Origin of the sequence: Polynucleobacter sp. HIN11 (assembly GCF_030297675.1) — a bacterium.
Lineage (GTDB): Bacteria > Pseudomonadota > Gammaproteobacteria > Burkholderiales > Burkholderiaceae > Polynucleobacter.
The window spans coordinates 42,576-67,850 of the sequence record NZ_AP028142.1; the positions used below are offsets into that span (position 1 = coordinate 42,576).

The 25,275-nt window shown below is 47.5% G+C and carries 36 protein-coding genes; all 36 read left to right on the forward strand.

The features are described from left to right. Positions 1-4,269 carry a DNA-directed RNA polymerase subunit beta' gene (gene rpoC, locus QUE60_RS00235; protein ID WP_286223771.1) on the forward strand — a complete coding sequence of 1,423 codons (4,269 nt, stop codon included), beginning with the start codon at positions 1-3 and terminating at the stop codon, positions 4,267-4,269. A gap of 176 nt (positions 4,270-4,445) precedes the next feature. Further along, on the forward strand, positions 4,446-4,823 hold the full coding sequence (gene rpsL / locus QUE60_RS00240; protein ID WP_286223772.1) for a 30S ribosomal protein S12: 378 nt from the start codon (positions 4,446-4,448) through the stop codon (positions 4,821-4,823). Between the two features lie 119 nt (positions 4,824-4,942). After that, positions 4,943-5,413 carry a 30S ribosomal protein S7 gene (rpsG, locus tag QUE60_RS00245; RefSeq protein ID WP_108507579.1) on the forward strand — a complete coding sequence of 157 codons (471 nt, stop codon included), beginning with the start codon at positions 4,943-4,945 and terminating at the stop codon, positions 5,411-5,413. A 23-nt stretch (positions 5,414-5,436) separates the two neighbouring features. Next, entirely contained in the window at positions 5,437-7,539 is a 2,103-nt protein-coding gene (gene fusA, locus QUE60_RS00250) for an elongation factor G (protein ID WP_286223773.1), read from the forward strand. Between the two features lie 39 nt (positions 7,540-7,578). Further along, entirely contained in the window at positions 7,579-8,769 is a 1,191-nt protein-coding gene (gene tuf / locus QUE60_RS00255; protein ID WP_286223765.1) for an elongation factor Tu, read from the forward strand. A gap of 98 nt (positions 8,770-8,867) precedes the next feature. Next, positions 8,868-9,179, forward strand: a complete 312-nt coding sequence (rpsJ, locus tag QUE60_RS00260; protein WP_108507581.1) for a 30S ribosomal protein S10 — start codon at positions 8,868-8,870, stop codon at positions 9,177-9,179. 185 nt (positions 9,180-9,364) lie between these two features. Beyond that, positions 9,365-10,015: a 50S ribosomal protein L3 gene (gene rplC, locus QUE60_RS00265; protein ID WP_286223774.1), complete on the forward strand. Its 651-nt coding sequence runs from the start codon at positions 9,365-9,367 to the stop codon at positions 10,013-10,015. Between the two features lie 9 nt (positions 10,016-10,024). Beyond that, complete coding sequence (gene rplD, locus QUE60_RS00270; protein WP_108507583.1) at positions 10,025-10,645, forward strand: 50S ribosomal protein L4; 621 nt, start codon at positions 10,025-10,027, stop codon at positions 10,643-10,645. Beyond that, positions 10,642-10,956, forward strand: a complete 315-nt coding sequence (gene rplW / locus QUE60_RS00275; RefSeq protein WP_108507584.1) for a 50S ribosomal protein L23 — start codon at positions 10,642-10,644, stop codon at positions 10,954-10,956. The genes rplD and rplW overlap by 4 nt, the downstream gene beginning before the upstream one ends. Before the next feature lie 2 nt (positions 10,957-10,958). Next, positions 10,959-11,789, forward strand: a complete 831-nt coding sequence (gene rplB, locus QUE60_RS00280) for a 50S ribosomal protein L2 (protein WP_286225436.1) — start codon at positions 10,959-10,961, stop codon at positions 11,787-11,789. Positions 11,790-11,807: 18 nt separating this feature from the next. Further along, on the forward strand, positions 11,808-12,086 hold the full coding sequence (gene rpsS, locus QUE60_RS00285) for a 30S ribosomal protein S19 (RefSeq protein ID WP_108507586.1): 279 nt from the start codon (positions 11,808-11,810) through the stop codon (positions 12,084-12,086). A gap of 7 nt (positions 12,087-12,093) precedes the next feature. Beyond that, complete coding sequence (rplV, locus tag QUE60_RS00290; RefSeq protein ID WP_199908528.1) at positions 12,094-12,426, forward strand: 50S ribosomal protein L22; 333 nt, start codon at positions 12,094-12,096, stop codon at positions 12,424-12,426. Between the two features lie 8 nt (positions 12,427-12,434). Continuing rightward, entirely contained in the window at positions 12,435-13,277 is an 843-nt protein-coding gene (gene rpsC, locus QUE60_RS00295) for a 30S ribosomal protein S3 (protein ID WP_286226833.1), read from the forward strand. Between the two features lie 2 nt (positions 13,278-13,279). Further along, complete coding sequence (rplP, locus tag QUE60_RS00300; RefSeq protein WP_108507588.1) at positions 13,280-13,696, forward strand: 50S ribosomal protein L16; 417 nt, start codon at positions 13,280-13,282, stop codon at positions 13,694-13,696. Between the two features lie 13 nt (positions 13,697-13,709). Continuing rightward, positions 13,710-13,904 (forward strand): 50S ribosomal protein L29, encoded by a 195-nt coding sequence (gene rpmC / locus QUE60_RS00305; protein WP_108507589.1) that lies wholly within the window; start codon positions 13,710-13,712, stop codon positions 13,902-13,904. A gap of 13 nt (positions 13,905-13,917) precedes the next feature. Next, positions 13,918-14,187, forward strand: a complete 270-nt coding sequence (gene rpsQ / locus QUE60_RS00310) for a 30S ribosomal protein S17 (RefSeq protein WP_108507590.1) — start codon at positions 13,918-13,920, stop codon at positions 14,185-14,187. 220 nt (positions 14,188-14,407) lie between these two features. Beyond that, positions 14,408-14,776: a 50S ribosomal protein L14 gene (gene rplN, locus QUE60_RS00315; protein ID WP_108507591.1), complete on the forward strand. Its 369-nt coding sequence runs from the start codon at positions 14,408-14,410 to the stop codon at positions 14,774-14,776. A gap of 10 nt (positions 14,777-14,786) precedes the next feature. Continuing rightward, positions 14,787-15,095: a 50S ribosomal protein L24 gene (gene rplX / locus QUE60_RS00320; RefSeq protein ID WP_215370820.1), complete on the forward strand. Its 309-nt coding sequence runs from the start codon at positions 14,787-14,789 to the stop codon at positions 15,093-15,095. Between the two features lie 14 nt (positions 15,096-15,109). Further along, on the forward strand, positions 15,110-15,652 hold the full coding sequence (gene rplE / locus QUE60_RS00325; RefSeq protein ID WP_286225438.1) for a 50S ribosomal protein L5: 543 nt from the start codon (positions 15,110-15,112) through the stop codon (positions 15,650-15,652). A 9-nt stretch (positions 15,653-15,661) separates the two neighbouring features. Beyond that, positions 15,662-15,967 (forward strand): 30S ribosomal protein S14, encoded by a 306-nt coding sequence (rpsN, locus tag QUE60_RS00330; protein WP_108507594.1) that lies wholly within the window; start codon positions 15,662-15,664, stop codon positions 15,965-15,967. 25 nt (positions 15,968-15,992) lie between these two features. Then, positions 15,993-16,388, forward strand: a complete 396-nt coding sequence (gene rpsH / locus QUE60_RS00335; protein ID WP_108507595.1) for a 30S ribosomal protein S8 — start codon at positions 15,993-15,995, stop codon at positions 16,386-16,388. A gap of 10 nt (positions 16,389-16,398) precedes the next feature. After that, positions 16,399-16,932 carry a 50S ribosomal protein L6 gene (gene rplF, locus QUE60_RS00340; RefSeq protein WP_286223779.1) on the forward strand — a complete coding sequence of 178 codons (534 nt, stop codon included), beginning with the start codon at positions 16,399-16,401 and terminating at the stop codon, positions 16,930-16,932. Between the two features lie 22 nt (positions 16,933-16,954). Further along, complete coding sequence (gene rplR / locus QUE60_RS00345; protein ID WP_286223780.1) at positions 16,955-17,308, forward strand: 50S ribosomal protein L18; 354 nt, start codon at positions 16,955-16,957, stop codon at positions 17,306-17,308. Between the two features lie 21 nt (positions 17,309-17,329). Then, entirely contained in the window at positions 17,330-17,848 is a 519-nt protein-coding gene (gene rpsE / locus QUE60_RS00350; protein WP_108507598.1) for a 30S ribosomal protein S5, read from the forward strand. Between the two features lie 23 nt (positions 17,849-17,871). Further along, the gene (rpmD, locus tag QUE60_RS00355) at positions 17,872-18,066 is read left to right on the forward strand and encodes a 50S ribosomal protein L30 (RefSeq protein ID WP_108509267.1); all 195 of its coding nucleotides are present in this window, start codon (positions 17,872-17,874) and stop codon (positions 18,064-18,066) included. Positions 18,067-18,070: 4 nt separating this feature from the next. After that, positions 18,071-18,511 (forward strand): 50S ribosomal protein L15, encoded by a 441-nt coding sequence (rplO, locus tag QUE60_RS00360; protein WP_286223781.1) that lies wholly within the window; start codon positions 18,071-18,073, stop codon positions 18,509-18,511. Positions 18,512-18,519: 8 nt separating this feature from the next. Further along, positions 18,520-19,863 (forward strand): preprotein translocase subunit SecY, encoded by a 1,344-nt coding sequence (secY, locus tag QUE60_RS00365; RefSeq protein ID WP_286223782.1) that lies wholly within the window; start codon positions 18,520-18,522, stop codon positions 19,861-19,863. Between the two features lies 1 nt (position 19,864). Continuing rightward, positions 19,865-20,083, forward strand: coding sequence for a translation initiation factor IF-1 (infA, locus tag QUE60_RS00370; RefSeq protein ID WP_108507601.1), 219 nt, complete (start codon positions 19,865-19,867; stop codon positions 20,081-20,083). A 21-nt stretch (positions 20,084-20,104) separates the two neighbouring features. Beyond that, the gene (gene rpmJ, locus QUE60_RS00375) at positions 20,105-20,221 is read left to right on the forward strand and encodes a 50S ribosomal protein L36 (RefSeq protein WP_096673338.1); all 117 of its coding nucleotides are present in this window, start codon (positions 20,105-20,107) and stop codon (positions 20,219-20,221) included. A gap of 23 nt (positions 20,222-20,244) precedes the next feature. Continuing rightward, positions 20,245-20,610 (forward strand): 30S ribosomal protein S13, encoded by a 366-nt coding sequence (gene rpsM, locus QUE60_RS00380; RefSeq protein ID WP_108507602.1) that lies wholly within the window; start codon positions 20,245-20,247, stop codon positions 20,608-20,610. Between the two features lie 12 nt (positions 20,611-20,622). Continuing rightward, complete coding sequence (gene rpsK / locus QUE60_RS00385) at positions 20,623-21,036, forward strand: 30S ribosomal protein S11 (RefSeq protein WP_108507603.1); 414 nt, start codon at positions 20,623-20,625, stop codon at positions 21,034-21,036. 115 nt (positions 21,037-21,151) lie between these two features. Beyond that, the gene (gene rpsD / locus QUE60_RS00390; RefSeq protein ID WP_108507604.1) at positions 21,152-21,775 is read left to right on the forward strand and encodes a 30S ribosomal protein S4; all 624 of its coding nucleotides are present in this window, start codon (positions 21,152-21,154) and stop codon (positions 21,773-21,775) included. A gap of 28 nt (positions 21,776-21,803) precedes the next feature. Continuing rightward, on the forward strand, positions 21,804-22,784 hold the full coding sequence (locus QUE60_RS00395) for a DNA-directed RNA polymerase subunit alpha (RefSeq protein WP_286223783.1): 981 nt from the start codon (positions 21,804-21,806) through the stop codon (positions 22,782-22,784). Between the two features lie 16 nt (positions 22,785-22,800). Beyond that, on the forward strand, positions 22,801-23,199 hold the full coding sequence (gene rplQ, locus QUE60_RS00400; RefSeq protein ID WP_108507606.1) for a 50S ribosomal protein L17: 399 nt from the start codon (positions 22,801-22,803) through the stop codon (positions 23,197-23,199). 76 nt (positions 23,200-23,275) lie between these two features. Beyond that, complete coding sequence (cutA, locus tag QUE60_RS00405; protein ID WP_286223784.1) at positions 23,276-23,596, forward strand: divalent-cation tolerance protein CutA; 321 nt, start codon at positions 23,276-23,278, stop codon at positions 23,594-23,596. Then, a complete protein-coding gene (dsbD, locus tag QUE60_RS00410) occupies positions 23,593-25,275 on the forward strand; it encodes a protein-disulfide reductase DsbD (RefSeq protein WP_286226838.1) in 1,683 nt (560 codons plus the stop codon). The genes cutA and dsbD overlap by 4 nt, the downstream gene beginning before the upstream one ends.

The window sequence follows — 25,275 nt, forward strand, 5'->3', positions numbered from 1 at the left end:
ATGAAAGCATTGCTCGATCTATTTAAGCAAACCTCTGGCGAGGAGCAATTTGATGCTATCAAAATTGGCTTAGCCTCTCCCGAGAAGATTCGTTCGTGGTCTTTCGGAGAAGTTCGTAAGCCTGAGACGATTAATTACCGTACCTTCAAACCAGAGAGAGACGGCCTTTTTTGTGCCAAGATCTTTGGACCCATTAAAGACTATGAGTGCTTGTGTGGTAAGTACAAGCGTCTCAAATTCCGCGGTGTTATTTGTGAAAAGTGCGGCGTCGAGGTCACACTGGCCAAGGTGCGCCGTGAGCGCATGGGGCATATTGAACTCGCTGCCCCGGTTGCGCATATTTGGTTTTTGAAGTCCTTGCCATCCCGTTTGGGAATGGTATTAGACATGACCTTGCGTGATATTGAGCGCGTTCTGTACTTTGAAGCATATGTCGTTGTTGATCCAGGCTTAACGCCTGAGGGCGCGATGAAGCGCGGTCAAATTATGTCCGAGGATGAGTACAACGCTAAGGTCGAAGAATTTGGCGAGGGCGCCTTTACTGCCATTATGGGGGCCGAAGGTATTCGGGAGCTATTGCGCACCATCAATATTGATCGTGAGGTTGAATCGATTCGTTCAGAGTTGAAGGCAACCGGCAGCGACGCTAAGATTAAAAAGTACGCCAAGCGTCTCAAGGTACTAGAGGCCTTCCAAAGTTCGGGCATCAAGCCTGATTGGATGATCATGGAGGTCTTGCCAGTATTGCCTCCTGAGTTGCGTCCATTGGTGCCATTGGATGGCGGTCGTTTTGCAACCTCCGATTTGAACGATCTGTATCGTCGCGTTATTAATCGTAATAATCGTCTACGCCGCCTTTTGGAGTTGCGCGCCCCCGAGATTATCGTTCGTAACGAAAAACGCATGTTGCAAGAAGCGGTTGACTCCTTATTGGATAACGGTCGTCGCGGTAAGGCAATGACGGGTGCGAATAAGCGTCCGTTGAAGTCGCTTGCTGAGATGATTAAAGGTAAGAGCGGTCGTTTCCGTCAAAACTTATTAGGTAAGCGTGTTGACTACTCCGGTCGTTCGGTGATCGTAGTGGGCCCAACGCTGAAATTGCATCAGTGCGGTCTGCCAAAATTGATGGCATTGGAGTTATTCAAGCCATTTATTTTTAATAAGCTTGAGACACTCGGCATTGCAACCACCATTAAGGCCGCCAAGAAAGAGGTCGAAAGCCAAACCCCAATCGTTTGGGATATTTTGGAAGAGGTCATTCGGGAACATCCGATTCTGTTAAATCGTGCGCCGACCTTGCATCGTCTTGGTATTCAAGCGTTTGAACCGATGTTAATTGAGGGCAAAGCAATTCAGTTGCACCCCCTGGTATGCGCTGCGTTCAATGCTGACTTTGACGGCGACCAAATGGCTGTTCACGTCCCGCTCTCTCTCGAGGCGCAAATGGAGGCCCGCACCTTAATGTTGGCCTCTAACAATGTGCTTTTCCCTGCGAACGGCGAGCCATCCATTGTTCCGTCCCAAGACGTAGTGCTAGGTTTATATTACGCGACGCGCGATAAGATTAACGGTAAGGGCGAAGGCATGGTATTTGCCAATATTCCAGAAGTGATTCGGGCGTATGAGGCTGGAACTGTTGAGCTTGCATCGCGGATTGCGGTACGCGTCACTGAGTATGAAGTAGTGAACAAAAATGCCGAGGGCGATGAGCGCTTTGTTGCCAAGACATCGGTTCAGCATACGTCGGTAGGCCGGGCAATTTTGTCTGAGATTTTGCCAAAAGGTATGGCATTTGCAGAAATTAATAAGCCGCTGAAGAAAAAAGAAATCTCACGGCTGATTAATACTTCCTTCCGGAAGTGCGGCTTGCGTGAAACCGTTATTTTTGCCGACCGTTTGTTGCAGGCAGGTTTCCGTTTGGCAACCAAGGCAGGTATTTCGATTGCGATCGATGACATGCTGATTCCAAGCTCGAAAGACGGAATCATTAACGAAGCTGCCGGCAAAGTGAAAGAGTATGACAAGCAATTTATGTCAGGCTTGGTAACCAATCAAGAGCGTTACAACAACGTGGTTGATATTTGGGGTGCCGCTGGTGATCAGGTTGGCAAGGCGATGATGGACGAGTTGTCGCATGTTGATGTAACTGATCGCAACGGCAAGCCGGTACGCCAGGAGTCCTTCAACTCCATTTACATGATGGCTGATTCTGGAGCGCGTGGTTCAGCAGCACAGATTCGTCAGCTTGCTGGTATGCGAGGCTTGATGGCGAAGCCCGATGGCTCAATCATTGAAACACCGATTACAGCGAACTTCCGTGAAGGCTTGAATGTGTTGCAGTACTTCATTTCCACCCACGGTGCTCGTAAGGGCCTCGCAGATACTGCGTTGAAGACTGCAAACTCTGGCTACTTGACGCGTCGTTTGTGCGATGTGACGCAAGATCTGGTTGTGGTTGAAGAAGATTGTGGCGCAAGTAATGGTGTAACGATGCGTGCCCTAGTGGAAGGTGGCGAAATTATTGAAGCCCTGCGCGATCGCATTTTAGGCCGCGTATGCATTGGCGATATCTTGCATCCAGACACTCAAGAGGTCATTGTTCCCCACGATACCTTGCTAGAAGAAGATCATGTCGATCAAATCGTTGATTTAGGTATTGATGAAGTCAAGGTTCGTACTGTTCTAACCTGTGAGACGCGCTATGGACTATGTGCTAAGTGCTATGGACGTGATCTAGGTCGTGGCGGTCTCGTTAACGTGGGTGAGGCAGTTGGAGTAATCGCGGCTCAGTCGATTGGTGAGCCCGGTACCCAGTTAACGATGCGTACTTTCCACATTGGTGGAGCCGCATCACGTGCATTGGTTGCAAGTAATGTTGAGGTGAAGTCAAACGGTTCATTGAAGTTCTCCTCCACTATGCGATTTGTAACGAATGCGAAGGGCGAGCCAGTGGTGATATCTCGTTCAGGCGAGGCCTTGGTCTTGGATGACAACGGTCGCGAGCGCGAGCGTCACAAGATTCCGTACGGAGCGACCTTGCTCGTGAAGGAAGGCGCAAGCGTAAAAGCCGGTACCAGTATTGCAACCTGGGATCCTTTAACTCGCCCAATTATTTCTGAGTATGCAGGCATTGCACGCTTTGAGAATGTTGAAGAGGGCGTCACCGTTGCCAAGCAAGTTGATGAAGTCACCGGCTTATCAACCTTGGTGGTGATCGATGGTAAGCGCCGTTCAGCAGCAAGCAAAGGTTTGCGTCCTGTAATCCAGTTACTCGATGAGCAGGGAAATCAAACCAAGATTGCTGGTACTGATCATCCCGTAACGATCGGTCTTCAGGTCGGCGCATTGATCACCGTAAAAGATGGTCAGAAGATCGAAGTTGGTGAGGTGTTGGCGCGTATTCCAATTGAGTCGCAGAAGACTCGCGACATTACCGGTGGCTTGCCACGAGTTGCTGAATTATTTGAAGCCCGTTCACCCAAAGATGCGGCGATTTTGGCCAAGGTAACTGGAACAGTTTCGTTCGGTAAGGAAACCAAAGGTAAGCAGCGTTTGGTGATTACTGATATGGATGGTGAAAGCAGCGAGTTCCTCATTCCAAAAGAGAAGCAGGTTCTGGTTCATGACGGCCAAGTCGTGAACAAGGGCGAGATGATTGTGGAGGGTCCAGCAGATCCACACGATATTTTGCATCTCAAGGGAATCGAAGAGTTAGCGATCTACATCGTTGATGAGGTGCAAGACGTTTATCGACTGCAAGGCGTAAAGATTAATGACAAGCACATTGAAGTAATCGTGCGTCAAATGTTGCGTCGTGTTCAGATCACCAATCCTGGCGACACCAACTTCATTACTGGTGAGCAAGTGGAGCGTTCCAAGCTTTATGACGAAAACGATCGTGTGATTGCTGAAGGCAAGCAACCTGCTCAGTTCGAAAACATTCTGCTCGGAATTACCAAGGCATCCTTGTCAACTGACAGCTTTATTTCAGCGGCATCCTTCCAAGAAACCACTCGTGTATTAACAGAAGCTGCCATTATGGGCAAAGTTGATACCTTGAGAGGCCTCAAGGAAAACGTCATTATTGGGCGTTTGATTCCTGCCGGAACTGGCTTGGCCTATCGTCGTGCTAGAAAAGTACGTGAGCAATTTGAGCGCGATCGTGCTCAGATGATTGCAGCCGAGGAGGCTTTAGCGTTGGAGGCTGGCGCCGTAGCGGAGCAAGTTGAGGCTGCAGCAACGCCTGAAGGTGAGGCCGAACAAAGTTAGGGGTTGTAATTCAACACATTGACCAGTCTTTCTCCTGGAAGTTGACGGGAAGGGCTGGTCAAGTTAGAATGCTGAGTTCTACTAATTCATAAGAAAATCAATTACTTAAGAAAATAGCAGGTTAATTTTATAAGTTATTGATTTTAAAGATAAAAGTAATAAGCGAGTATAAATTTATGCCAACAATTAATCAGCTGCTGCGAAAGCCGCGCTCACGTCTAGTGGTTAAGAGCAAAAGCCCAGCGTTGCAGAATAGCCCCCAGCGCCGCGGTGTTTGCACCCGTGTTTACACGACGACGCCAAAAAAGCCAAATTCGGCATTGCGTAAAGTGGCAAAGGTGCGCTTAACCAATGGTTTTGAGGTGATCTCATATATCGGCGGTGAAGGCCATAACCTTCAGGAGCACTCGGTTGTGCTGATTCGTGGTGGTCGTGTGAAGGATTTGCCTGGTGTGCGCTATCACATTGTTCGCGGATCTCTTGACTTGCAGGGCGTTAAAGATCGTAAGCAAGCTCGTTCTAAGTATGGCGCAAAGCGTGCTAAGAAAGCGTAATTTGAAGTAGTAGTTTTGTAGTAAAGGCCATTTTGGCAAGTAAGTGGTTACTTCGCTTTGTTTGCAAAGTTGTTAGGTAACCAAGGGAATGTTCCCTAACTGAATAGATAGGAGTTGTTATGCCGCGTCGTCGCGAAGTCCCGAAACGGGAAATTCTTCCTGACCCAAAATTTGGGAATGTGGAAGTAGCTAAGTTCATGAACGTCTTAATGCTTGACGGTAAAAAGTCCGTTGCAGAGCGCATCGTCTATGGTGCCTTTGAACACATTGAGAAAAAAGCCAATAAAGAGCCCCTCGAGATTTTCTCGACCGCGATGGGAAATGTAAAACCCATGGTTGAGGTCAAAAGTCGCCGGGTTGGTGGCGCTAACTATCAGGTGCCCGTTGAAGTTCGTCCATCGCGTCGATCTGCCTTGGCAATGCGCTGGCTAAGAGAGGCTGCCAAGAAGCGTGGTGAAAAGTCTATGGCACAGCGTTTGGCAAACGAATTACTAGAAGCCGCTGAAGGTCGTGGCGGCGCAATGAAGAAGCGTGAAGAGGTTCATCGTATGGCTGAAGCCAACAAAGCCTTCTCGCATTTCCGTTTCTAACGCTCTAACCGAAAGAGGAAAAAGTGGCACGTAAAACCCCCATTGAGCGCTATCGAAATATTGGTATCTCTGCACACATCGATGCTGGCAAAACAACCACAACCGAGCGCGTGTTGTTTTATACCGGCGTAAATCACAAAATCGGCGAAGTTCATGATGGCGCTGCCACGATGGACTGGATGGAGCAAGAGCAAGAGCGAGGGATTACCATCACCTCAGCTGCTACCACCGCTTTCTGGAAAGGTATGGCTGGTAATTATCCAGAGCATCGCATCAACATCATTGATACACCAGGACACGTTGACTTCACGATTGAAGTGGAGCGCTCAATGCGTGTATTGGATGGTGCTTGCATGGTTTACTGTGCGGTGGGCGGTGTTCAGCCACAGTCTGAGACCGTTTGGCGCCAAGCAAATAAATACAAAGTGCCACGTTTAGCCTTTGTGAACAAAATGGATCGTACCGGTGCTAACTTCTTTAAGGTCTACGACCAGATGAGATCGCGCCTAAAGGCAAACCCGATTCCAATTCAGGTTCCAATTGGTGCCGAGGAAAACTTCCAGGGCGTGATTGACTTAATCAAGATGAAAGCCATCATTTGGGATGATGCTTCTCAGGGAACTAAGTTTGAGTACGGTGATATCCCTGCTGAATTGAAAGAAATCGCTGAAGAGTGGCGCGAGAAAATGCTTGAGGCTGCGGCTGAGAGCTCTGAGGAAATGATGGACAAGTACCTTGGCGGCGAAACTCTGACAGAGGAAGACATCAAGAAGGCACTCCGTCAACGGACCATCGCTGGTGAAATCGTTCCCATGCTTTGTGGCAGCGCTTTCAAAAATAAAGGCGTCCAAGCAATGTTGGATGCGGTTGTTGATTTCTTGCCCTCACCCGTTGATATTCCTCCGGTCAAAGGCGAAAAAGAAGACGGTAGTGAAACCAGTCGTAAAGCCAGTGATGATGAAAAGTTCTCGGCACTTGCATTTAAGATCATGACTGATCCCTTTGTGGGCCAGTTGATTTTCTTCCGCGTCTACTCTGGCGTTGTGAATTCTGGTGACACGATTTATAACCCCATCAAGGGCAAAAAAGAGCGTATCGGTCGTCTACTGCAGATGCATGCCAATCAGCGCGAAGAAATTAAAGAAGTTCGTGCTGGCGACATTGCCGCAGCGGTTGGTTTAAAAGAAGCCACCACTGGTGAAACTCTTTGCGACCCAGATAATATTTTGATCTTAGAGCGCATGGTGTTCCCAGAGCCCGTGATCTCTCAGGCCGTTGAGCCAAAAACGAAGGCTGACCAAGAGAAGATGGGCTTAGCGCTCAATCGCCTTGCACAAGAAGATCCATCATTCCGCGTCAAGACCGATGAAGAATCTGGTCAGACGATTATTTCTGGAATGGGCGAGCTACACCTTGAGATTATTGTTGATCGCATGAAGCGCGAGTTCGGCGTTGAGGCAACGGTTGGTAAACCACAAGTTGCTTATCGTGAAACCATTCGTAAGGTTTGCGACGAAATCGAAGGCAAATTTGTTAAGCAATCTGGTGGCCGTGGTCAATATGGTCATGTGGTATTGAAACTTGAGCCACAAGACCCAGGTAAGGGCTTTGAGTTTGTTGATGCGATCAAGGGTGGAGTTGTTCCTCGTGAATACATTCCTGCGGTTGAAAAGGGTATCGTGGAGACGCTCAATGCCGGAGTCCTTGCTGGCTACCCAGTGGTTGACGTAAAGGCAACCCTGTTCTTTGGTTCCTATCACGATGTTGACTCGAATGAGAATGCATTCAAAATGGCGGCGTCGATGGCATTCAAAGACGGTATGCGTAAAGCAAGCCCAGTTCTGCTTGAGCCAATGATGGCGGTAGAAGTTGAAACGCCAGAAGATTTCATGGGTAATGTGATGGGTGATTTATCTTCTCGTCGCGGCATCATGCAAGGTATGGATGATATCCCTGGTGGCGGCAAGATTGTGCGCGCTGAGGTTCCCCTTGCAGAAATGTTTGGATATTCAACCGGCTTGCGCTCACTAACCCAAGGTCGCGCGACCTACACCATGGAATTTAAGCATTATTCAGAAGCACCGAAGAACGTGGCTGATGCTGTGATTGCAGCAAAAGCAAAGTAAATTTTTGAACATTGATTAGCTAAATAAAAGGCACCCAAAATGGCAAAAGAAAAATTTGAACGGACTAAACCCCATGTGAACGTTGGCACCATTGGTCACGTCGACCACGGTAAGACCACGCTAACCGCGGCAATCACCACCGTGCTCTCCAAGCTCTTTGGTGGCGAAGCAAAAGCCTACGATCAGATCGATGCGGCCCCTGAAGAGAAGGCCCGTGGTATTACGATTAATACCGCCCACGTCGAGTACGAGACCAAGAACCGTCACTACGCGCACGTCGATTGCCCAGGTCACGCCGACTATGTGAAGAACATGATTACTGGTGCTGCCCAGATGGACGGCGCTATTTTGGTGGTCTCGGCAGCCGATGGCCCCATGCCCCAAACCCGTGAGCACATCCTCTTGGCCCGCCAAGTAGGCGTGCCTTACATCATCGTGTTTATGAACAAATGCGATATGGTCGACGACGCTGAACTCTTAGAGCTCGTGGAGATGGAAGTGCGTGAGCTGCTCTCCAAGTATGAGTTCCCAGGCGACGATACCCCCATTGTCAAGGGCTCTGCCAAGCTCGCCTTAGAAGGCGACAAGGGTGAGTTGGGCGAAGGCGCCATCATGAAGCTTGCTGAAGCTTTAGATAGCTATATCCCCAATCCTGAGCGTGCGATTGATGGCGCATTCTTGATGCCAGTCGAAGACGTGTTCTCGATCTCTGGTCGTGGCACGGTGGTGACCGGTCGTGTTGAGCGCGGCATTATTAAAGTCGGTGAAGAGATTGAGATCGTCGGTATTAAGCCCACCCTCAAAACCACCTGCACTGGCGTAGAGATGTTCCGTAAACTGCTCGATCAAGGTCAAGCAGGTGATAACGTCGGTATCCTCTTGCGCGGCACCAAGCGCGAGGAAGTCGAGCGTGGCCAAGTATTAGCTAAGCCCGGCTCGATTACCCCCCACACCCACTTTACTGCTGAGGTTTATGTGTTGTCCAAAGATGAGGGCGGTCGTCACACCCCCTTCTTTAACAACTACCGCCCTCAGTTTTACTTCCGTACCACCGATGTCACCGGCTCAATTGAGTTGCCTAAGGACAAAGAGATGGTGATGCCTGGCGATAACGTCACCATCACCGTAAAGCTTATTGCCCCCATCGCGATGGAAGAGGGCTTGCGCTTTGCAATCCGTGAAGGCGGTCGTACCGTCGGTGCGGGTGTAGTTGCGAAGATTTTGGCTTAATTGTTTTGCACGATTGGGAATATTTGTGCTGCAGATATTCCCTTGTTCTTTAGTTGGATGATTAACGCGGCAGCACCGCACTGCTCTTTGGAATAAATATGCAAAACCAGAAAATTAGAATTCGTTTGAAAGCGTTTGATTATCGATTGATCGATCAATCTGCTGCTGAGATTGTAGATACTGCAAAGCGCACTGGCGCTGTTGTCAAGGGCCCAATTCCTTTGCCAACCCGTATTGAGCGTTTTGATTTGTTGCGCTCGCCCCATGTGAACAAGACTTCACGCGATCAAATGGAGATCCGCACCCATTTACGTTTGATGGACATTGTGGATCCAACTGAGAAAACGGTGGACGCCCTGATGAAGTTGGATTTGCCTGCCGGCGTGGATGTTGAAATCAAGTTGCAGTAAGGTAGATTGCGCAAAAGTTTGTTAGTTTTGCCTTTTTAGGCTAGAATTGAAGGCTTTTCGTAGTTTTGAAAAGCTAGGTTTGTAGTACATAAATTGTAAGTGCTTGTTTTATATAAACATTTTTATTTAAAACAGGTTAAATTAAATTTCCGCTGACCAATCGAAGTCAGCATTGGAGTAAGAATATGAGCTTAGGCTTGATCGGCCGTAAGGTCGGCATGACCCGTCTGTTTACGGATGAAGGGGAAGCTATCCCTGTCACCGTGATTGATGTGAGCGATAACCGGGTTGCTCAAGTGAAAACCCAGGCAACGGATGGCTATGATGCTGTTCAGTTAGCTCACGGAACACGCCGCGCTAGCCGCGTAACCAAGGCGATGGCTGGACACTTTGCAAAAGCAGGTGTGATGGCTGGCAATGCCTTAAATGAATTCCATGTTGATGCTGAAAAATTGGCCGAGATGAAGCCTGGTCAAGTCGTTGGCGTTGATGTTTTTGCTGCCGGTCAAAAGGTGGATGTGCAAGGTGTAACGATTGGTAAGGGTTACGCTGGAACGATTAAGCGCTACCACTTTGCGTCTGGTCGCGCGAGTCATGGTAACTCCCGTTCACACAATGTTCCAGGCTCTATTGGTATGGCGCAAGATCCAGGCCGTGTTTTTCCTGGTAAGCGCATGACCGGTCATTTGGGTGATGTAACTCGTACCGTTCAAAATCTGGTGATTGCTCGCATTGATGCGGAGCGCAATCTCATTATGGTCAAGGGCGCTATTCCCGGCGCTCCTGGTGGAAAAGTACTTGTTACTCCAGCTGTTAAAGCTGTAGCTAAGAAATAAGGAGAGGACATGGAACTGAAACTTCTCCAAGACAACGGCCAGCTAGGTGCTGGTGTACAAGCTTCACCCGAAGTATTTGAGCGTGAGTACAACGAAGCACTTGTTCATCAGATCGTAGTTGCTTATCAAGCAAATGCACGTAGTGGTAATCGCGCACAAAAAGATCGTGAGCAAGTAAAGCACAGCACAAAAAAACCATGGCGCCAAAAAGGTACCGGCCGTGCCCGTGCTGGTATGAGCTCTTCGCCATTGTGGCGTGGAGGCGGTCGGATATTCCCGAACTCTCCAGAAGAAAATTTTTCGCACAAGGTCAACAAGAAAATGTATCGCGCTGGTATGCGCTCGATCCTTTCTCAGTTGGCGCGCGAAGGTCGTTTAAATGTGGTCGACCAATTTAATTTGGATGCGCCCAAGACCAAGTTGTTGGCTGAGAAAGTCAAGGGTATGGGTCTTGAGTCGGTATTAATTATTTTGGATGAGGTTAGCGAGAATCTTTATCTTGCATCGCGCAATTTGCACAAAGTTGCTGTGGTTGAACCTCAGCATGCAGACCCCTTGTCATTAGTTCAGTTTCAAAAAGTATTGGTGAGCAAAGCAGCGATCGCCAAGATGGAGGAGTTGCTGAAATGAGCCAAACACGTAAAAACGATCATCGTCTCATGCAAATTTTGCTTGGACCCATTGTTTCTGAAAAAGCAACGATGGTAGCCGAAAAGAATGAGCAAGTGATTTTCCAAGTTGCGCGTGACGCAAACAAGCTTGATGTGAAGCAAGCCGTTGAATTGCTTTTCAAAGTTCAAGTCGAGTCTGTGCAAATCGTCAACCAAAAAGGTAAACCAAAGCGCTTTGGCCGATTTGAGGGTCGACGCGATCACGCTAAGAAGGCTTATGTCAATCTGAAGCCTGGCCAAGAAATTAACTTTGAAGCGGAGGCAAATTAATTATGCCGCTCATGAAAACTAAACCGACCTCACCAGGTCGTCGTTCAATGGTCAAGGTGGTTAATCCTGATCTGCATAAAGGCAAACCTTTTGCAGGATTGGTTGAGCCACAGTTCCAAAAAGCTGGTCGTAACAATAATGGTCACATTACGACACGTCACAAGGGAGGTGGTCATAAGCATCACTACCGCGTGGTTGACTTCAAGCGCAACGATAAAGATGGCATTGCCGCTAAGGTTGAGCGCCTAGAATACGATCCAAATCGTAGTGCAAATATTGCCCTTCTCGTTTTTGCTGATGGTGAACGTCGCTACATCATTGCTTCTAAGGGAATGACAGTTGGACAGCAAGTGATGAATGGTGCCGAGGCTCCCATCAAAGCAGGAAATAATTTACCGATTCGCAATATTCCAATTGGCAGCACGATCCATTGTGTTGAGATGTTGCCTGGAAAGGGTGCGCAGATCGCTCGCTCTGCTGGTAGCTCAGCAGTATTGTTGGCCCGCGAAGGTGTGTATGGCCAGGTTCGTTTGCGCTCGGGTGAGGTACGTCGTATTTTGATCGATTGCCGTGCCACCATTGGCGAAGTTGGCAATGAAGAGCATAGCTTGCGTCAGATTGGTAAAGCAGGTGCAACCCGTTGGCGCGGTATTCGTCCAACAGTTCGCGGTGTAGCCATGAACCCAATCGACCACCCACATGGTGGTGGCGAAGGACGAACTGGCGAGGGCCGTGTGCCTGTCTCTCCATGGGGAACCCCAACGAAGGGCTATCGTACCCGTCGCAATAAACGTACAACGACCATGATTGTTCAGCGTCGTCAAAAGCGTTAATGGATAAGGAATAGATAAATGACTCGTTCTGCGAAAAAAGGCCCTTTCTGCGATGCCAGCCTTGTGAAAAAGGTTGAGACTGCTCAGGCCAATAAAGATAAGAAGCCAATTAAGACATGGTCACGTCGTTCGACCATTCTTCCTGACTTCATTGGATTAACAATTGCTGTTCACAACGGTAAGCAGCACGTTCCAGTCTATGTTTCTGAAAACATGGTTGGACACAAGCTTGGTGAGTTTGCTTTGACGCGTACGTTCAAGGGACACTCTGCCGACAAGAAAGTAGTGAAGAAGTAAGGGGATGATGATGGAAGTTAAAGCTATTCACCGCGGCGCACGAATTTCTGCACAAAAAACACGTTTAGTGGCAGATCAAATTCGTGGCTTGCCGATTTCTCGTGCTATGAACATTTTGAATTTCAGCCCCAAAAAAGCTGCTTTCATCATGAAGAAGGTGGTTGAATCCGCCATCGCCAATGCCGAACACAATAAAGGTGCCGACATTGATGAGCTCAAAGTGTCCGCTGTGATTGTTGATAAAGCAACATCATTAAAGCGTTTTACTGCTCGGGCCAAGGGCCGCGGTAATCGTATCGAGAAACAAAGTTGTCACATTAGCGTGACCCTGAGTAATTAAGGAAAGACATGGGCCAAAAAATTAATCCAAATGGATTTCGTCTATCGGTAAGCCGTAACTGGACATCCCGTTGGTATGCCAATAGCAATGATTTTGCCAACATGCTCAAAGAGGATGTTGAGGTTCGCAATTATTTGAAGAAGAAGCTGAAGAATGCTTCTGTTAGCAAGGTTTTAATTGAGCGCCCTGCTAAGAACGCACGAATTACCATTTTTAGTTCGCGTCCTGGCGTTGTAATTGGTAAGAAGGGTGAGGACATTGAAGTTCTCCGTAAAGAATTACAAAAGCGGATGGGCGTACCTGTTCATGTCAATATTGAAGAGATTCGCAAGCCCGAAGTGGATGCCCAGTTGATTGCAGACTCAATCACTCAACAGCTTGAAAAGCGCATTATGTTCCGTCGTGCCATGAAGCGTGCAATGCAAAGTGCAATGCGTCTTGGAGCTCAAGGCATCAAGATTATGTCCTCTGGCCGTTTGAACGGTGCTGAAATTGCGCGCCGCGAATGGTATCGCGAGGGTCGCGTTCCACTCCATACTTTGAAGGCGGATATTGATTACGCTACATCTGAGGCGGAAACAACTTATGGAATCATTGGCGTTAAAGTTTGGGTTTATAAGGGCGACACCTTAGGTCGTGGCGCAGACGCCCAATTGACCCAAAATGCGGCACCAGAAGCCCCAGTTGCTGAAGAGAAAAAACCACGTCGTGCACCAGCAAAGACTGTGCGACGTGCAGCCGGCGCTGATGTCTCAGCGAAGCCCGGTGAAGAGAAGCCAGCGGTGAAGCCCACTGTAAAGCGGGTTCGTAAAGCTGCAGCTAGCACAGAAACGAAGAAGGCAGGAGAGTAAGCATGCTGCAACCAAAGCGTCGCAAATATCGTAAAGAACAAAAGGGTCGCAACACCGGTGTTGCAACACGTGGCAGTTCGGTTGCCTTCGGAGACTTTGGATTGAAGGCGGTTGGCCGCGGTCGTTTAACGGCCCGTCAAATTGAATCTGCACGTCGCGCCATGACGCGTCATATTAAGCGTGGCGGACGAATTTGGATTCGTATTTTCCCAGACAAGCCCATTTCTCAAAAGCCTGCTGAAGTTCGTATGGGTAACGGAAAAGGTAACCCAGAATATTATGTAGCCGAGATTCAGCCAGGCAAAGTTTTGTATGAGATGGACGGTGTTGATGAAACTCTGGCAAGAGAGGCATTCCGTCTAGCCGCATCCAAGTTGCCTATTCAAACCACGTTTGTGATTCGTCAAATCGGCGCTTAATCAGGAATCCATCATGAAAAGCAAAGAACTGCAAAGTAAAGATTTAGGTGCTCTTAATCAAGAGCTATCTGAATTGCTAAAAACCCATTTCAAGCTGCGTATGCAAAAAGCAACTCAGCAACTCCAAAATACCAGTCAATTGGGACAGGTCAAGCGTGATATTGCTCGCGTTAAAACCTTTATCACCCAAAAGACTATTCAGAAATAATTAGGATCGAGATATGACAGAAATCTCCAAACCCTTGCGCCGCACCTTGGTTGGTCGTGTTGTTAGCGACAAAATGCAAAAAACTGTGACTGTTCAAGTTGAGCGCCAAGTGAAGCACCCTGTAATTGGTAAATACGTTGGTAAATCAAAAAAGTATCACGCACATGATGAGACCAATCAATACAAGATGGGCGACACCGTGGAAATTACGGAAGGCAAGCCAATGGCCAAAACAAAGGCCTGGGTGGTGACCCGCTTGGTTGAGGCCTCCAAGGGAATTTAACTTGAAATTTTGACAAGAGATTGTCAAAACAGAGTTTTTCGTAGTAGAATCAAAGGCTTTCCGTGATTAAAAATACTAAATGACGGAAATATAAAGTTTTATTAAGTTGTTGATTTATAAGTAATTTTTATTAAATCCGAGCTATTTTGCAGCAATGCAAAAGGCTCATAGACGGAACCAAGACTGACGCCATTGGCGTACAAGTTGGGGATTAGACAAAATGATTCAGACTGAAAGCAGGTTGCAAGTCGCCGATAACACTGGCGCGAGCGAAGTTTTGTGCATCAAGGTATTGGGCGGCTCAAAGCGCCGTTATGCCAATATTGGTGACGTGATTAAGGTTAGCGTGAAAGCTGCCGCTCCTCGTGGTCGTGTAAAAAAGGGTGACATTTACAACGCCGTGGTTGTTCGTACCGCAAAAGGCGTTCGCCGTCCCGACGGGTCCTTAATTAAATTTGATGAAAACGCCGCTGTTTTGCTAAATGCAAAGCTTGAGCCAATTGGCACCCGTATTTTTGGACCAGTTACGCGTGAGCTCCGTACAGAGCGTTTCATGAAAATCGTTTCGCTTGCCCCAGAAGTTATTTAAAGAGGTCACTATGAAAAAGATTCGTAAAGGCGACTCCGTGATTGTTATTACTGGGCGTGATAAAGGTAAAAAAGGAACGGTCACCGGAATTCTTGAAAACAAATTTGTGGTTGAGGGCGTCAATATTTACAAAAAGAATGTAAAGCCCAATCCTAATGATGGAACTACTGGTGGAACTGTTGATAAGACGATGCCAATCGCTGCTTCTAATATTGCATTGGTTGATGCGAACGGCAAACCATCGCGTGTTGGCATTAAGTTAGTTGATGGCAAAAAAGTGCGTTACTTAAAAACCACTGGCGCGACGCTTAGCGCTTAAGGTTCGGAGAAATTATGAGCACCCGTTTACAAGAACATTACAAAAATACAGTCATTGCAAACTTGATGCAGCAGTTTGGCTATAAGTCTGTGATGGAAGTTCCACGCATTACCAAAATTACCCTTAATATGGGTTTAGGTGAAGCTGTCAGTGATAAAAAAGTGATTGAGCATGCTGTTGGTGATTTAACCAAAGTTGCTGGTCAAAAGCCCGTTGTTACCAAGGCACGCAAAGCGATTGCTGGATTTAAGATTCGTCAAGGCTATCCTATCGGTGCGATGGTAACGCTGCGCGGCACTCGCATGTATGAGTTCTTAGATCGTTTTATTACGGTTTCTTTGCCACGCGTGCGCGATTTCCGTGGAATCTCCGGTAAAGCGTTTGATGGCCGTGGCAACTACAACATTGGCGTTAAAGAACAAATTATTTTCCCTGAAATTGAGTACGACAAGATTGATGCATTACGTGGTCTCAATATCAGCATTACGACCACCGCTAAAACCGATGAGGAAGCCAAAGCATTGTTAGCGGCGTTTAAATTTCCATTTCGCAATTAAGAGGCAAACGTGGCAAAACTATCTTTAATTGAGCGTGAGAAAAAACGCGCTAAGTTGGTTGCAAAATTCACGCATAAGCGCGCTGAGCTCAAGTCGATCATTAACGACACAAGCCGCAGTGACGAGGAGCGTTATGAGGCCCGTTTGAAGCTGCAGTCATTGCCGCGCAATGCGAGCCCTATTCGCCAACGTAATCGTTGTTCATTAACCGGTCGTCCACGTGGCACCTTCCGCAAATTTGGTTTGGCGCGCGGCAAGATCCGTGAGATTGCTTTCCGTGGCGAGATCCCCGGTTTAACCAAGGCCAGCTGGTAAGCGGCGAACGAATTTAGGAGAACCCATGAGTATTAGTGATCCAATCGCCGATATGTTGACCAGAATTCGCAACGCGCAAGCGGTGCAGAAAACTTTGGTTACCATGCCGTCGTCAAAATTAAAAGTAGCGATTGCCAAGGTCTTGAAAGACGAAGGCTATATCGATAGTTTTGAAATCACCGGTGAAGCAGCTAAGCCAGTATTGAAGATTGATCTGAAATACTACGCTGGCCGTCCTGTGATTGAACGAATTGAGCGAGTTTCAACCCCTAGCTTGCGTATCTACAAAGGACGCCATGACATTCCTGAGGTCATGAATGGCTTGGGCGTTGCCATTATTTCAACACCGCAAGGTTTGATGACCGATCGCAAAGCGCGCGCATCTGGCGTTGGCGGTGAAGTCATTTGCTACGTGGCTTAAGGAGAGAACAATGTCTCGAGTTGGTAAATCTCCCATTACGGTGCCAAAAGGTGCTGAGATCAGTATTGCAAACGCGTTATTAACCGTGAAAGGCCCATTGGGGACTCTCACACATACCTTACATCCTAGTGTTGGCCTTGAGCATAAAGATGGTGTTATCACGGTTGCCATTAAAGATAATTCCCCAGAAGCTAATGCATTGTCTGGAACGACTCGTGCATTAGTTAACAACATGGTCGTTGGTGTGACCCAGGGATTTGAGCGCAAGCTGAGCCTTGTTGGAGTGGGCTATCGTGCACAGGCACAAGGCAATTCCTTGAAATTGCAATTGGGCTTTTCGCATGAAATCAACTATCCACTACCCACTGGCGTGAAAGCGGAAACCCCTTCGCAAACCGAAATCATTATTAAGGGTGCCAATAAGCAACAAGTTGGTCAAGTTGCTGCGGAAGTTCGTGCCTATCGTTCCCCAGAACCATATAAGGGTAAAGGCGTGCGCTATGTTGACGAAGTGGTTCACCTCAAAGAAACCAAGAAGAAGTAATTAAGTACAGCTGAGATTCGATATGAATAAAAACGAAACAAGACAACGACGTGCGCGTCAAACCCGTATCAAGATTGCTGAGTTATTGGCTCATCGCTTGACAGTGATTCGAAGCAATTGCCACATCTCTGCTCAGATCTATAGCCCATGCGGTAGCAAGGTGGTTGCCGCGGCCTCGACCATGGAAAAGGATTTGCGTACTTCGGTAAAAAATGGCGGCAATAGCCAAGCAGCACAAGCGATTGGCAAATTAATCGCCGAACGTGCAAAAAGGGCTGGCGTTGAGGCCGTCGCATTTGATCGTGCTGGACATCGTTATCACGGCCGTATTAAGGCCCTTGCTGAAGCTGCGCGTGAAGCCGGCTTGAAGTTCTAAGAAACGGTTTAGGAAAAAATTATGGCAAAAATGCAAACCAAAATTCAGTCAGAAGAGCGCGATGACGGTCTACGCGAGAAGATGATTGCTGTTAATCGCGTAACCAAAGTAGTGAAGGGCGGCCGTATTCTTGGCTTTGCTGCATTGACGGTCGTTGGTGATGGTGATGGACGAATTGGAATGGGCAAAGGTAAATCGAAGGAAGTTCCAGTTGCCGTTCAAAAAGCAATGGACGAAGCACGTCGCAAAATGATTAAGGTCCCTCTTCGTAAGGGCACATTGCAGCATTCTGTGATTGGTCAGCATGGCGCGTCGCGCGTTCTGATTTCTCCTGCAAAAGAAGGTACCGGCGTGATCGCGGGTGGTCCAATGCGCGCGATCTTTGATGTGATGGGCGTAACCAACGTAGTTGCTAAATCGATTGGTTCAACCAATCCTTACAACATGGTACGTGCCACTTTGGACGGTTTGAGCAAGATGAGTACGCCAGCAGAAATTGCTGCAAAGCGCGGAAAGTCGGTTGAAGAAATTTTGGGTTAATCGCCTGTAATCGAAAGTAAAAGATGGCAAATACACAATCAAATTCAAAGGTCAAACTTCAGCTCGTGCGCAGCTTGATCGGTACGCGCGAGAGTCACCGTGCGACGGTTCGTGGTTTGGGCCTTGGTCGCCTCAACTCAGTTTCAGAGTTACAAGATACCCCGGCGGTCCGGGGAATGATTAATAAGGTTTCATACCTTGTGAAAGTGATCGGGTGAAGCAATGCAATTAAATACGATTAAACCCGCTGAAGGTGCTAAGCGCCCACGTCGCCGTGTCGGCCGCGGGATTGGTTCCGGTCTTGGTAAGACCGCTGGTCGTGGTCACAAAGGCCAAAAGTCGCGTTCCGGCGGTTTTCATAAAGTTGGTTTTGAAGGCGGTCAAATGCCCATGTATCGTCGCCTACCCAAGCGCGGCTTTATCTCTTTAACACGTCGTTTTATTGGTCAAGTAACTCTTGCTGATTTAGAGCGCATTGGTTTAGCTGAAGTTGATCTGGTTGCCTTGAAACAGCACGGTCTTGCTGGTGAGCAAACCAATGCTGTCAAAGTCATTAAGACCGGTGAAATCAAGCGCGCAGTTACCTTAAAAGGATTGACTGCAAGTGCTGGTGCAAAAGCTGCCATTGAGGCTGCTGGTGGCAAGGTGCTCGCTGAGGTTTAAAGCAATCTATGGCGCTCGGTTCCTCTAACGTCTCTAGTTTGACACCATCTGGAAACAAGTATGGCGACTTACGTCGCCGCTTGATTTTCTTGGTATTGGCGTTGGTTGTCTTCCGTATTGGCGCTCATATTCCAGTCCCTGGTATTGATCCTGATCAGTTATCAAAACTGTTTAGTGAACAAAAGGACGGTATTTTGGGAATGTTCAATTTGTTTTCAGGCGGTGCTTTGTCTCGCTTCACGGTGTTTGCTTTGGGTATCATGCCCTATATCTCGGCATCGATCATCATGCAGTTGATGACCATTGTGATTCCTTCGCTCGAGGCGATGAAGAAGGAAGGTCAAGCTGGTCAACGCAAGATTACCCAATACACCCGCTATGCAACGGTCTTTTTGGCAACTTTCCAAGCGATTGGAATTTCCGTTGCGCTTGAGTCTCAGCCAGGCCTTGTTGTTGATCCTGGCTTGATGTTTCAGTTCAATACCGTTGTAACGCTTGTTACGGGCACGATGTTTTTAATGTGGCTCGGTGAGCAAATTACTGAACGCGGCTTGGGTAATGGTATTTCCATCATTATTTTTGCCGGGATTGTTTCTGGCCTGCCAAGCGCATTGGCTAGTCTTTTAGAGTTGGTTCGCACTGGCTCCATGAGCATTCTTTCAGCAATTTTTATCGTAGTGATTGTTATTGCAGTTACTTACTTTGTTGTCTTCGTAGAGCGTGGTCAGCGCCGTATTCTGGTGAACTACGCCAAACGTCAGGTGGGTAATAAGATTTACGGCGGTCAGTCTTCTCATCTGCCTTTAAAGCTCAATATGGCTGGTGTGATTCCTCCCATTTTTGCTTCATCGATTATTTTATTCCCGGCCACTATTGCCGGCTGGTTTACAGCAGGCGAACCAACCAATATGGTGAGTCGTATTGTGAAAGATTTGGCGGCAACTTTAGCTCCTGGGCAGCCGGTTTACATCATTTTGTACGCCACTGCCATTATTTTCTTCTGCTTTTTCTATACCGCTTTGGTTTTTAACAGCCGCGATACGGCCGACAACTTGAAAAAGAGCGGTGCATTTGTTCCAGGTATTCGTCCGGGCGATCAGACGGCTCGCTACATCGACAAAATTCTTGTCCGTTTAACTTTGGCCGGCGCAATTTACATGGTATTGGTGTGCCTATTGCCCGAGTTTTTAGTTTTGAAATACAACGTACCTTTCTACTTTGGTGGAACATCGTTGTTAATTATTGTGGTGGTTGCGATGGACTTTATGGCTCAAGTGCAATCATTTGTGATGCAACAGCAGTACGGCTCTCTGATGAAGAAGGCCAACTTTAAGATGGGACCCACTCTCTAAGATGCCTAAAGACGATGTAATTCAGATGGCAGGGGAAATTGTTGAAAACCTCCCCAATGCCATGTTTAGGGTGAAGTTAGAGAATGGGCATGTAGTTTTAGGTCATATTTCTGGGAAGATGCGGATGCATTACATCCGAATCCTGCCAGGAGACAAGGTAACTGTGGAAATGACCCCATACGATTTAACGCGCGCAAGAATTATCTTCCGTGCGAAGTAAGGATTATTAAAGAGGTGAATGATGAAAGTATTGGCATCCGTTAAATGTATTTGCCGCAATTGCAAAATCATCAAGCGTAAGCGCGTGGTGCGTGTGATCTGCTCGTCCGATCCACGTCATAAGCAGCGTCAAGGTTAATTCGGTTAAGTAGAGGAATTTATATGGCACGTATCGCTGGGGTAAATATCCCAAATCATCAACATACTGTGATTGGTTTAACCGCCATTTACGGTATTGGCAAAGCACAAGCTCTTAAGATCTGTGAGAACACGGGTGTTGCAATCGATAAGAAAGTGAAAGATCTTACCGATGCTGAGCTCGAGAAGCTGCGTGATGAAGTGGGTAAGCGCACCACAGAGGGTGATTTGCGTCGTGAAGTCACCATGAACATTAAACGTTTAATGGACTTGGCTTGCTATCGCGGTATTCGTCATCGCAAGGGTTTACCGGTGCGTGGCCAGAGAACGAAGACCAATGCCCGTACCCGTAAAGGCCCCCGTAAGGCCGGCGTTGCACTAAAGAAATAATTAGGAACTGATATGGCAAAAGCACAACAAACCGCCGCAAATGCAAGTGCACAACGCGCTCGTAAGAAGGTTAAAAAGAACGTCGCCGATGGTATCGCACACGTGCATGCATCGTTTAATAACACCATTGTGACCATTACCGACCGTCAAGGAAACGCCTTGTCGTGGGCAACATCAGGCGGTCAAGGATTTAAGGGTTCACGTAAGTCAACGCCATTTGCAGCTCAGGTTGCTGCTGAAGTGGCTGGTAAGGCAGCAATTGAGTGTGGGATTAAGAATTTAGAAGTTCAGATTAAGGGCCCGGGTCCTGGTCGCGAGTCTGCGGTTCGTGCATTGAACTCGTTAGGGATCAAGATTGTTGAGATCCAGGACGTGACTCCGGTTCCTCACAATGGTTGCCGCCCTCCAAAGCGTCGCCGTATCTAATTTTTGCAGTACCAAGCCGCTGGCTTTGCCAGCAATTGTTTAATAAGCCCACCGTTCGTTGGTAGTTACAGCGAACTCACCTCGGTAACCATCGAGGCATAGAAAGGAAGAAATCGTGGCACGTTATTTAGGCCCCAAAGCCAAACTATCTCGTCGGGAAGGTACCGACTTATTTTTAAAGAGCGCACGCCGTGCTTTATCGGACAAGTGCAAACTAGACAGCAAACCAGGACAGCACGGTCGCACCTCAGGTGCTCGTACTTCTGACTTCGGTAATCAGTTGCGTGAAAAGCAAAAGGTGAAGCGGATTTATGGCGTGCTCGAGCGCCAATTCCGTCGCTATTTTGCTGAAGCTGAGCGCCGTAAAGGCAATACTGGTGAGACCTTATTGCAACTGCTTGAGTCCCGTTTAGATAATGTGGTTTATCGCATGGGTTTTGGCTCAACTCGCGCTGAAGCGCGTCAGTTGGTATCGCATGCAGCAATTACGGTAAATGGCCAAGTGGTCAATATTCCGTCCATGCAGGTTCGTCCCGGCGATGTCATTGCAATTCGTGAGAAGGCAAAGAAGCAAACTCGTATTCAAGAAGCACTAAATCTTGCTTCGCAAGTTGGTTCAATTAACTGGGTCAGCGTTGATGCAAGCAAGCTCGAGGGAACGTTTAAACAAGTACCAGATCGCGATGAAATCAGCGGTGATATCAACGAAAGTTTGATCGTCGAATTGTATTCACGCTAATACTGCACCTCTTAAGGAAAAGATATCTATGCAAACAAATTTGCTTAAACCAAAAATCATTTCTGTTGAAGCACTTGGTGCAAACCAGGCTAAGGTTGTGATGGAGCCATTTGAGCGTGGCTATGGCCACACGCTTGGTAATGCATTACGTCGTGTTTTGTTGTCTTCCATGGTTGGCTTTGCTCCAACCGAAGTAGCGATTGCAGGCGTTGTTCACGAGTATTCCACCTTGGATGGCGTTCAGGAAGATGTTGTTAACCTGCTCCTCAACCTAAAGGGCGTTGTCTTTAAATTGCAATCTCGTGATGAGGTGACGATCAATTTGCGTAAAGAAGGTCCTGGCGTTGTTTACGCTAAGGACATTGATCTTCCCCATGATGTTGAAATCATTAATCCAGAGCATGTCATTGCACATTTAGCAGCTGGCGGTAAGCTCGATATGCAGATCAAGGTTGAAAAGGGTCGTGGATACGTACCAGGCAATATGCGTCAGTATCAAGATGAAGCGACTAAGCTAATCGGCCGTATTGTGTTGGATGCATCATTTAGCCCAATTAATCGTGTTAGCTATGCGGTTGAGTCTGCTCGTGTTGAGCAACGTACTGATTTAGATCGTTTAGTGATGACCATTGAAACCAATGGCGTGATCTCTCCTGAAGAGTCGATTCGTCAAGCGGCGAGTATTTTGGTTGACCAGTTGGTCGTGTTTGCCGCCTTAGAGAGCAGCCAAGTGAGCGGTGAGTTGGCTCCAAGTCGCTCAACCATGGTTGATCCGTTGTTGATGAGACCGGTTGATGATTTAGAGTTGACCGTTCGTTCTGCAAACTGCCTAAAGGCTGAGAACATTTACTACATCGGTGATTTGATTCAGCGTACTGAAAATGAATTACTCAAGACGCCTAATTTGGGCCGTAAGTCTTTGAATGAAATCAAGGACGTATTGGCAGCCCGCGGTTTAAGTCTTGGGATGAAGCTCGACAGCTGGCCTCCAGCGACTCTCGGGCAATAATTAGAAAGGAAGCATCATGCGTCATGGTAATGGCTTACGCAAACTAAATCGCACCTCATCGCATCGTTTGGCGATGTTGCGCAATATGTCCAACTCACTGATCGAGCACGAAGTTATTAAGACAACCCTGCCAAAGGCAAAAGAATTGCGGATGGTGGTTGAGCCTTTGATTACTTTGGGTAAGAAAGATAATTTAGCGAACCGCCGTTTGGCATTCAATCGTCTGCGCGATCGTGAAATGGTAAGCAAATTATTTACTGAGCTCGGCCCACGTTATGCAACTCGACCAGGTGGTTATCTCCGTATTCTGAAATTTGGTTTTCGGCACGGTGACAATGCCCCAATGGCGCTGGTTGAGTTGGTTGACCGCCCTGAAGTTGAAGAGGCGCCTCAACAAGAACCTGCAGCAGCATAAATTAGCATCGGGTATAGTTAAAGCCAGGCTTCGGTCTGGCTTTTTCATTTAACCCACTGCTTGAGCCATCTTTTGTATGGATTCGATACTGATCGTAACCACGACTTTGCCCACGATGGATGCGGCTAGATTACTAGGTCAGCAATTAATCGATGAGCGTTTTGCAGCCTGTGTACAAATTCAGGAGGGCGTGCAATCGATCTATCGATGGGATGGAAAGGTTTGCAATGACACGGAAGTTCTATTAAGTGCTAAAACAGCAACAACTCAATGGAAAGGCATTGAGGCATTTATTAGGGCCAACCACCCTTATCAGTTGCCAGAGATCATTGCTTTAAAACCAGCTGAATATTCCCAGGCATATGGGCGCTGGGTAAATGAGGAGACAAAGTCATGAAGAGAATTCAGTATGGCTTGGTTCAACTCTTACTGTTTCTACTATCGAGTGTCGCATTCCTTGGTTCAGTAGATGCCAAGGAATTTCTACCTCCCGAAAGGGCATTTATTGTGGAGGCGACATGGCTTGCCAATACCAATGAAATTGCCATTGAGTACCGACCGGTTTCGGGTTACTACATTTACCAGGAGTCTTTACAGTATCGGTTGTTGATCAATGACAAGCCAAGCGCTCCCAAGAGCATTCAAATTCCTAAAGGGGTTGAAAAGTTTGATGAGACCTTTGGGAAAAAAATGGAGATTTTTCCAAAACCATTCGAAGTTCTTATTAGGTTGCCAGAATCTCCACAAAGCGGTATTCGCCTAGAGATTGATTTGCAGGGTTGTGCTGACGGTGGCATTTGTTATCCACCCATGACCTATCAATACTTCATAGCAGCTCCAGGCGTTCGAGTGGCACCCATCCCTGAAGGTGATGCAGCGCCAATCCGTACTATCGCCACAAACTCAACACCATTTAGCTTCACGGATTTATGGAGTGGGCGCGATGATGTCACATCAATTAAAAGCTATTTAGAGAATGCCAAACCGTTTTATCTATTGATCGGATTTTTTATTCTTGGGATTGCGCTTGCCTTTACGCCTTGCGTATTACCCATGCTCCCGATTTTGAGCAGCATTGTTTTGGGTCGCCAAGATGGCAGCCCAATTAGCAAGACCCGATCGGCTTATCTTGCTTTGGCCTACATTTTGGGCATGGCCTTGTTATATGCGCTAGCGGGGGTTTTAACAGCGGCATTAGGAAGCGGCGTACAGCGCGCCTTACAAAGTCCTATCGCCCTCATTTTGTTTGCTCTCCTTTTATTATTTTTGGCTGGCAGCTTATTTGGTTTATACGAGCTAAAGATGCCCCAAGGATGGCAAACCAAAGTCGATCAATTGGCCGGGCGACAAAAGGGCGGAAGTATTGTCGGGGCTTTTAGCCTTGGCGCAATTTCAACGCTGGTTGCAAGCCCTTGTATTACAGCACCCTTAGCCAGTGTTTTAGGCTTTGTGGCACAAACCGGATCGATGGCGCTTGGTGGGGGCTTACTATTTGTGATGGCCTTAGGGATGGGATTGCCCTTATTGCTCATCGCATTGGGCGCTAGAAGTTTTTTGCCGCAAACGGGCGCTTGGATGATGTGGTTACAGCGCGCTCTTGGGTTAGTGTTGGTTGCTTTAGCTATTTGGATTGTGTGGCCAGCAATTTCCGTCGTAACTGGTAACCAAACTCAAACAAGTACTCGTACTGAAAAACGAATTCCTCCAGATTTGGTATTTCAGGTTGTGCGATCGAGTGAAGAGCTCGAGCGTATTATGCAAAAGGCTAAGGCTGACAATAAACCCGTCATGCTCGATTACTACGCCGATTGGTGTATTTCTTGTAAAGAGATGGAAGCCATTACCTTTACTAATGCAGAGGTTGGAAAAGTCATGAGTCGTTTCGTACTAATACAAGCCGATGTCACTATCAACAATCCACAAACGCAAGCGCTTCTGAAACAATTTGGTTTGTATGGCCCCCCCGCAATTTTGTTCTTCAATGGTGCTGGTGAAGAACAAAAATCGTTACGGGTGGTGGGTTTTATGACTCCCAGTCGTTTTCTAGAGCGCCTGCAAGAGTTAGGAGCAAAATAA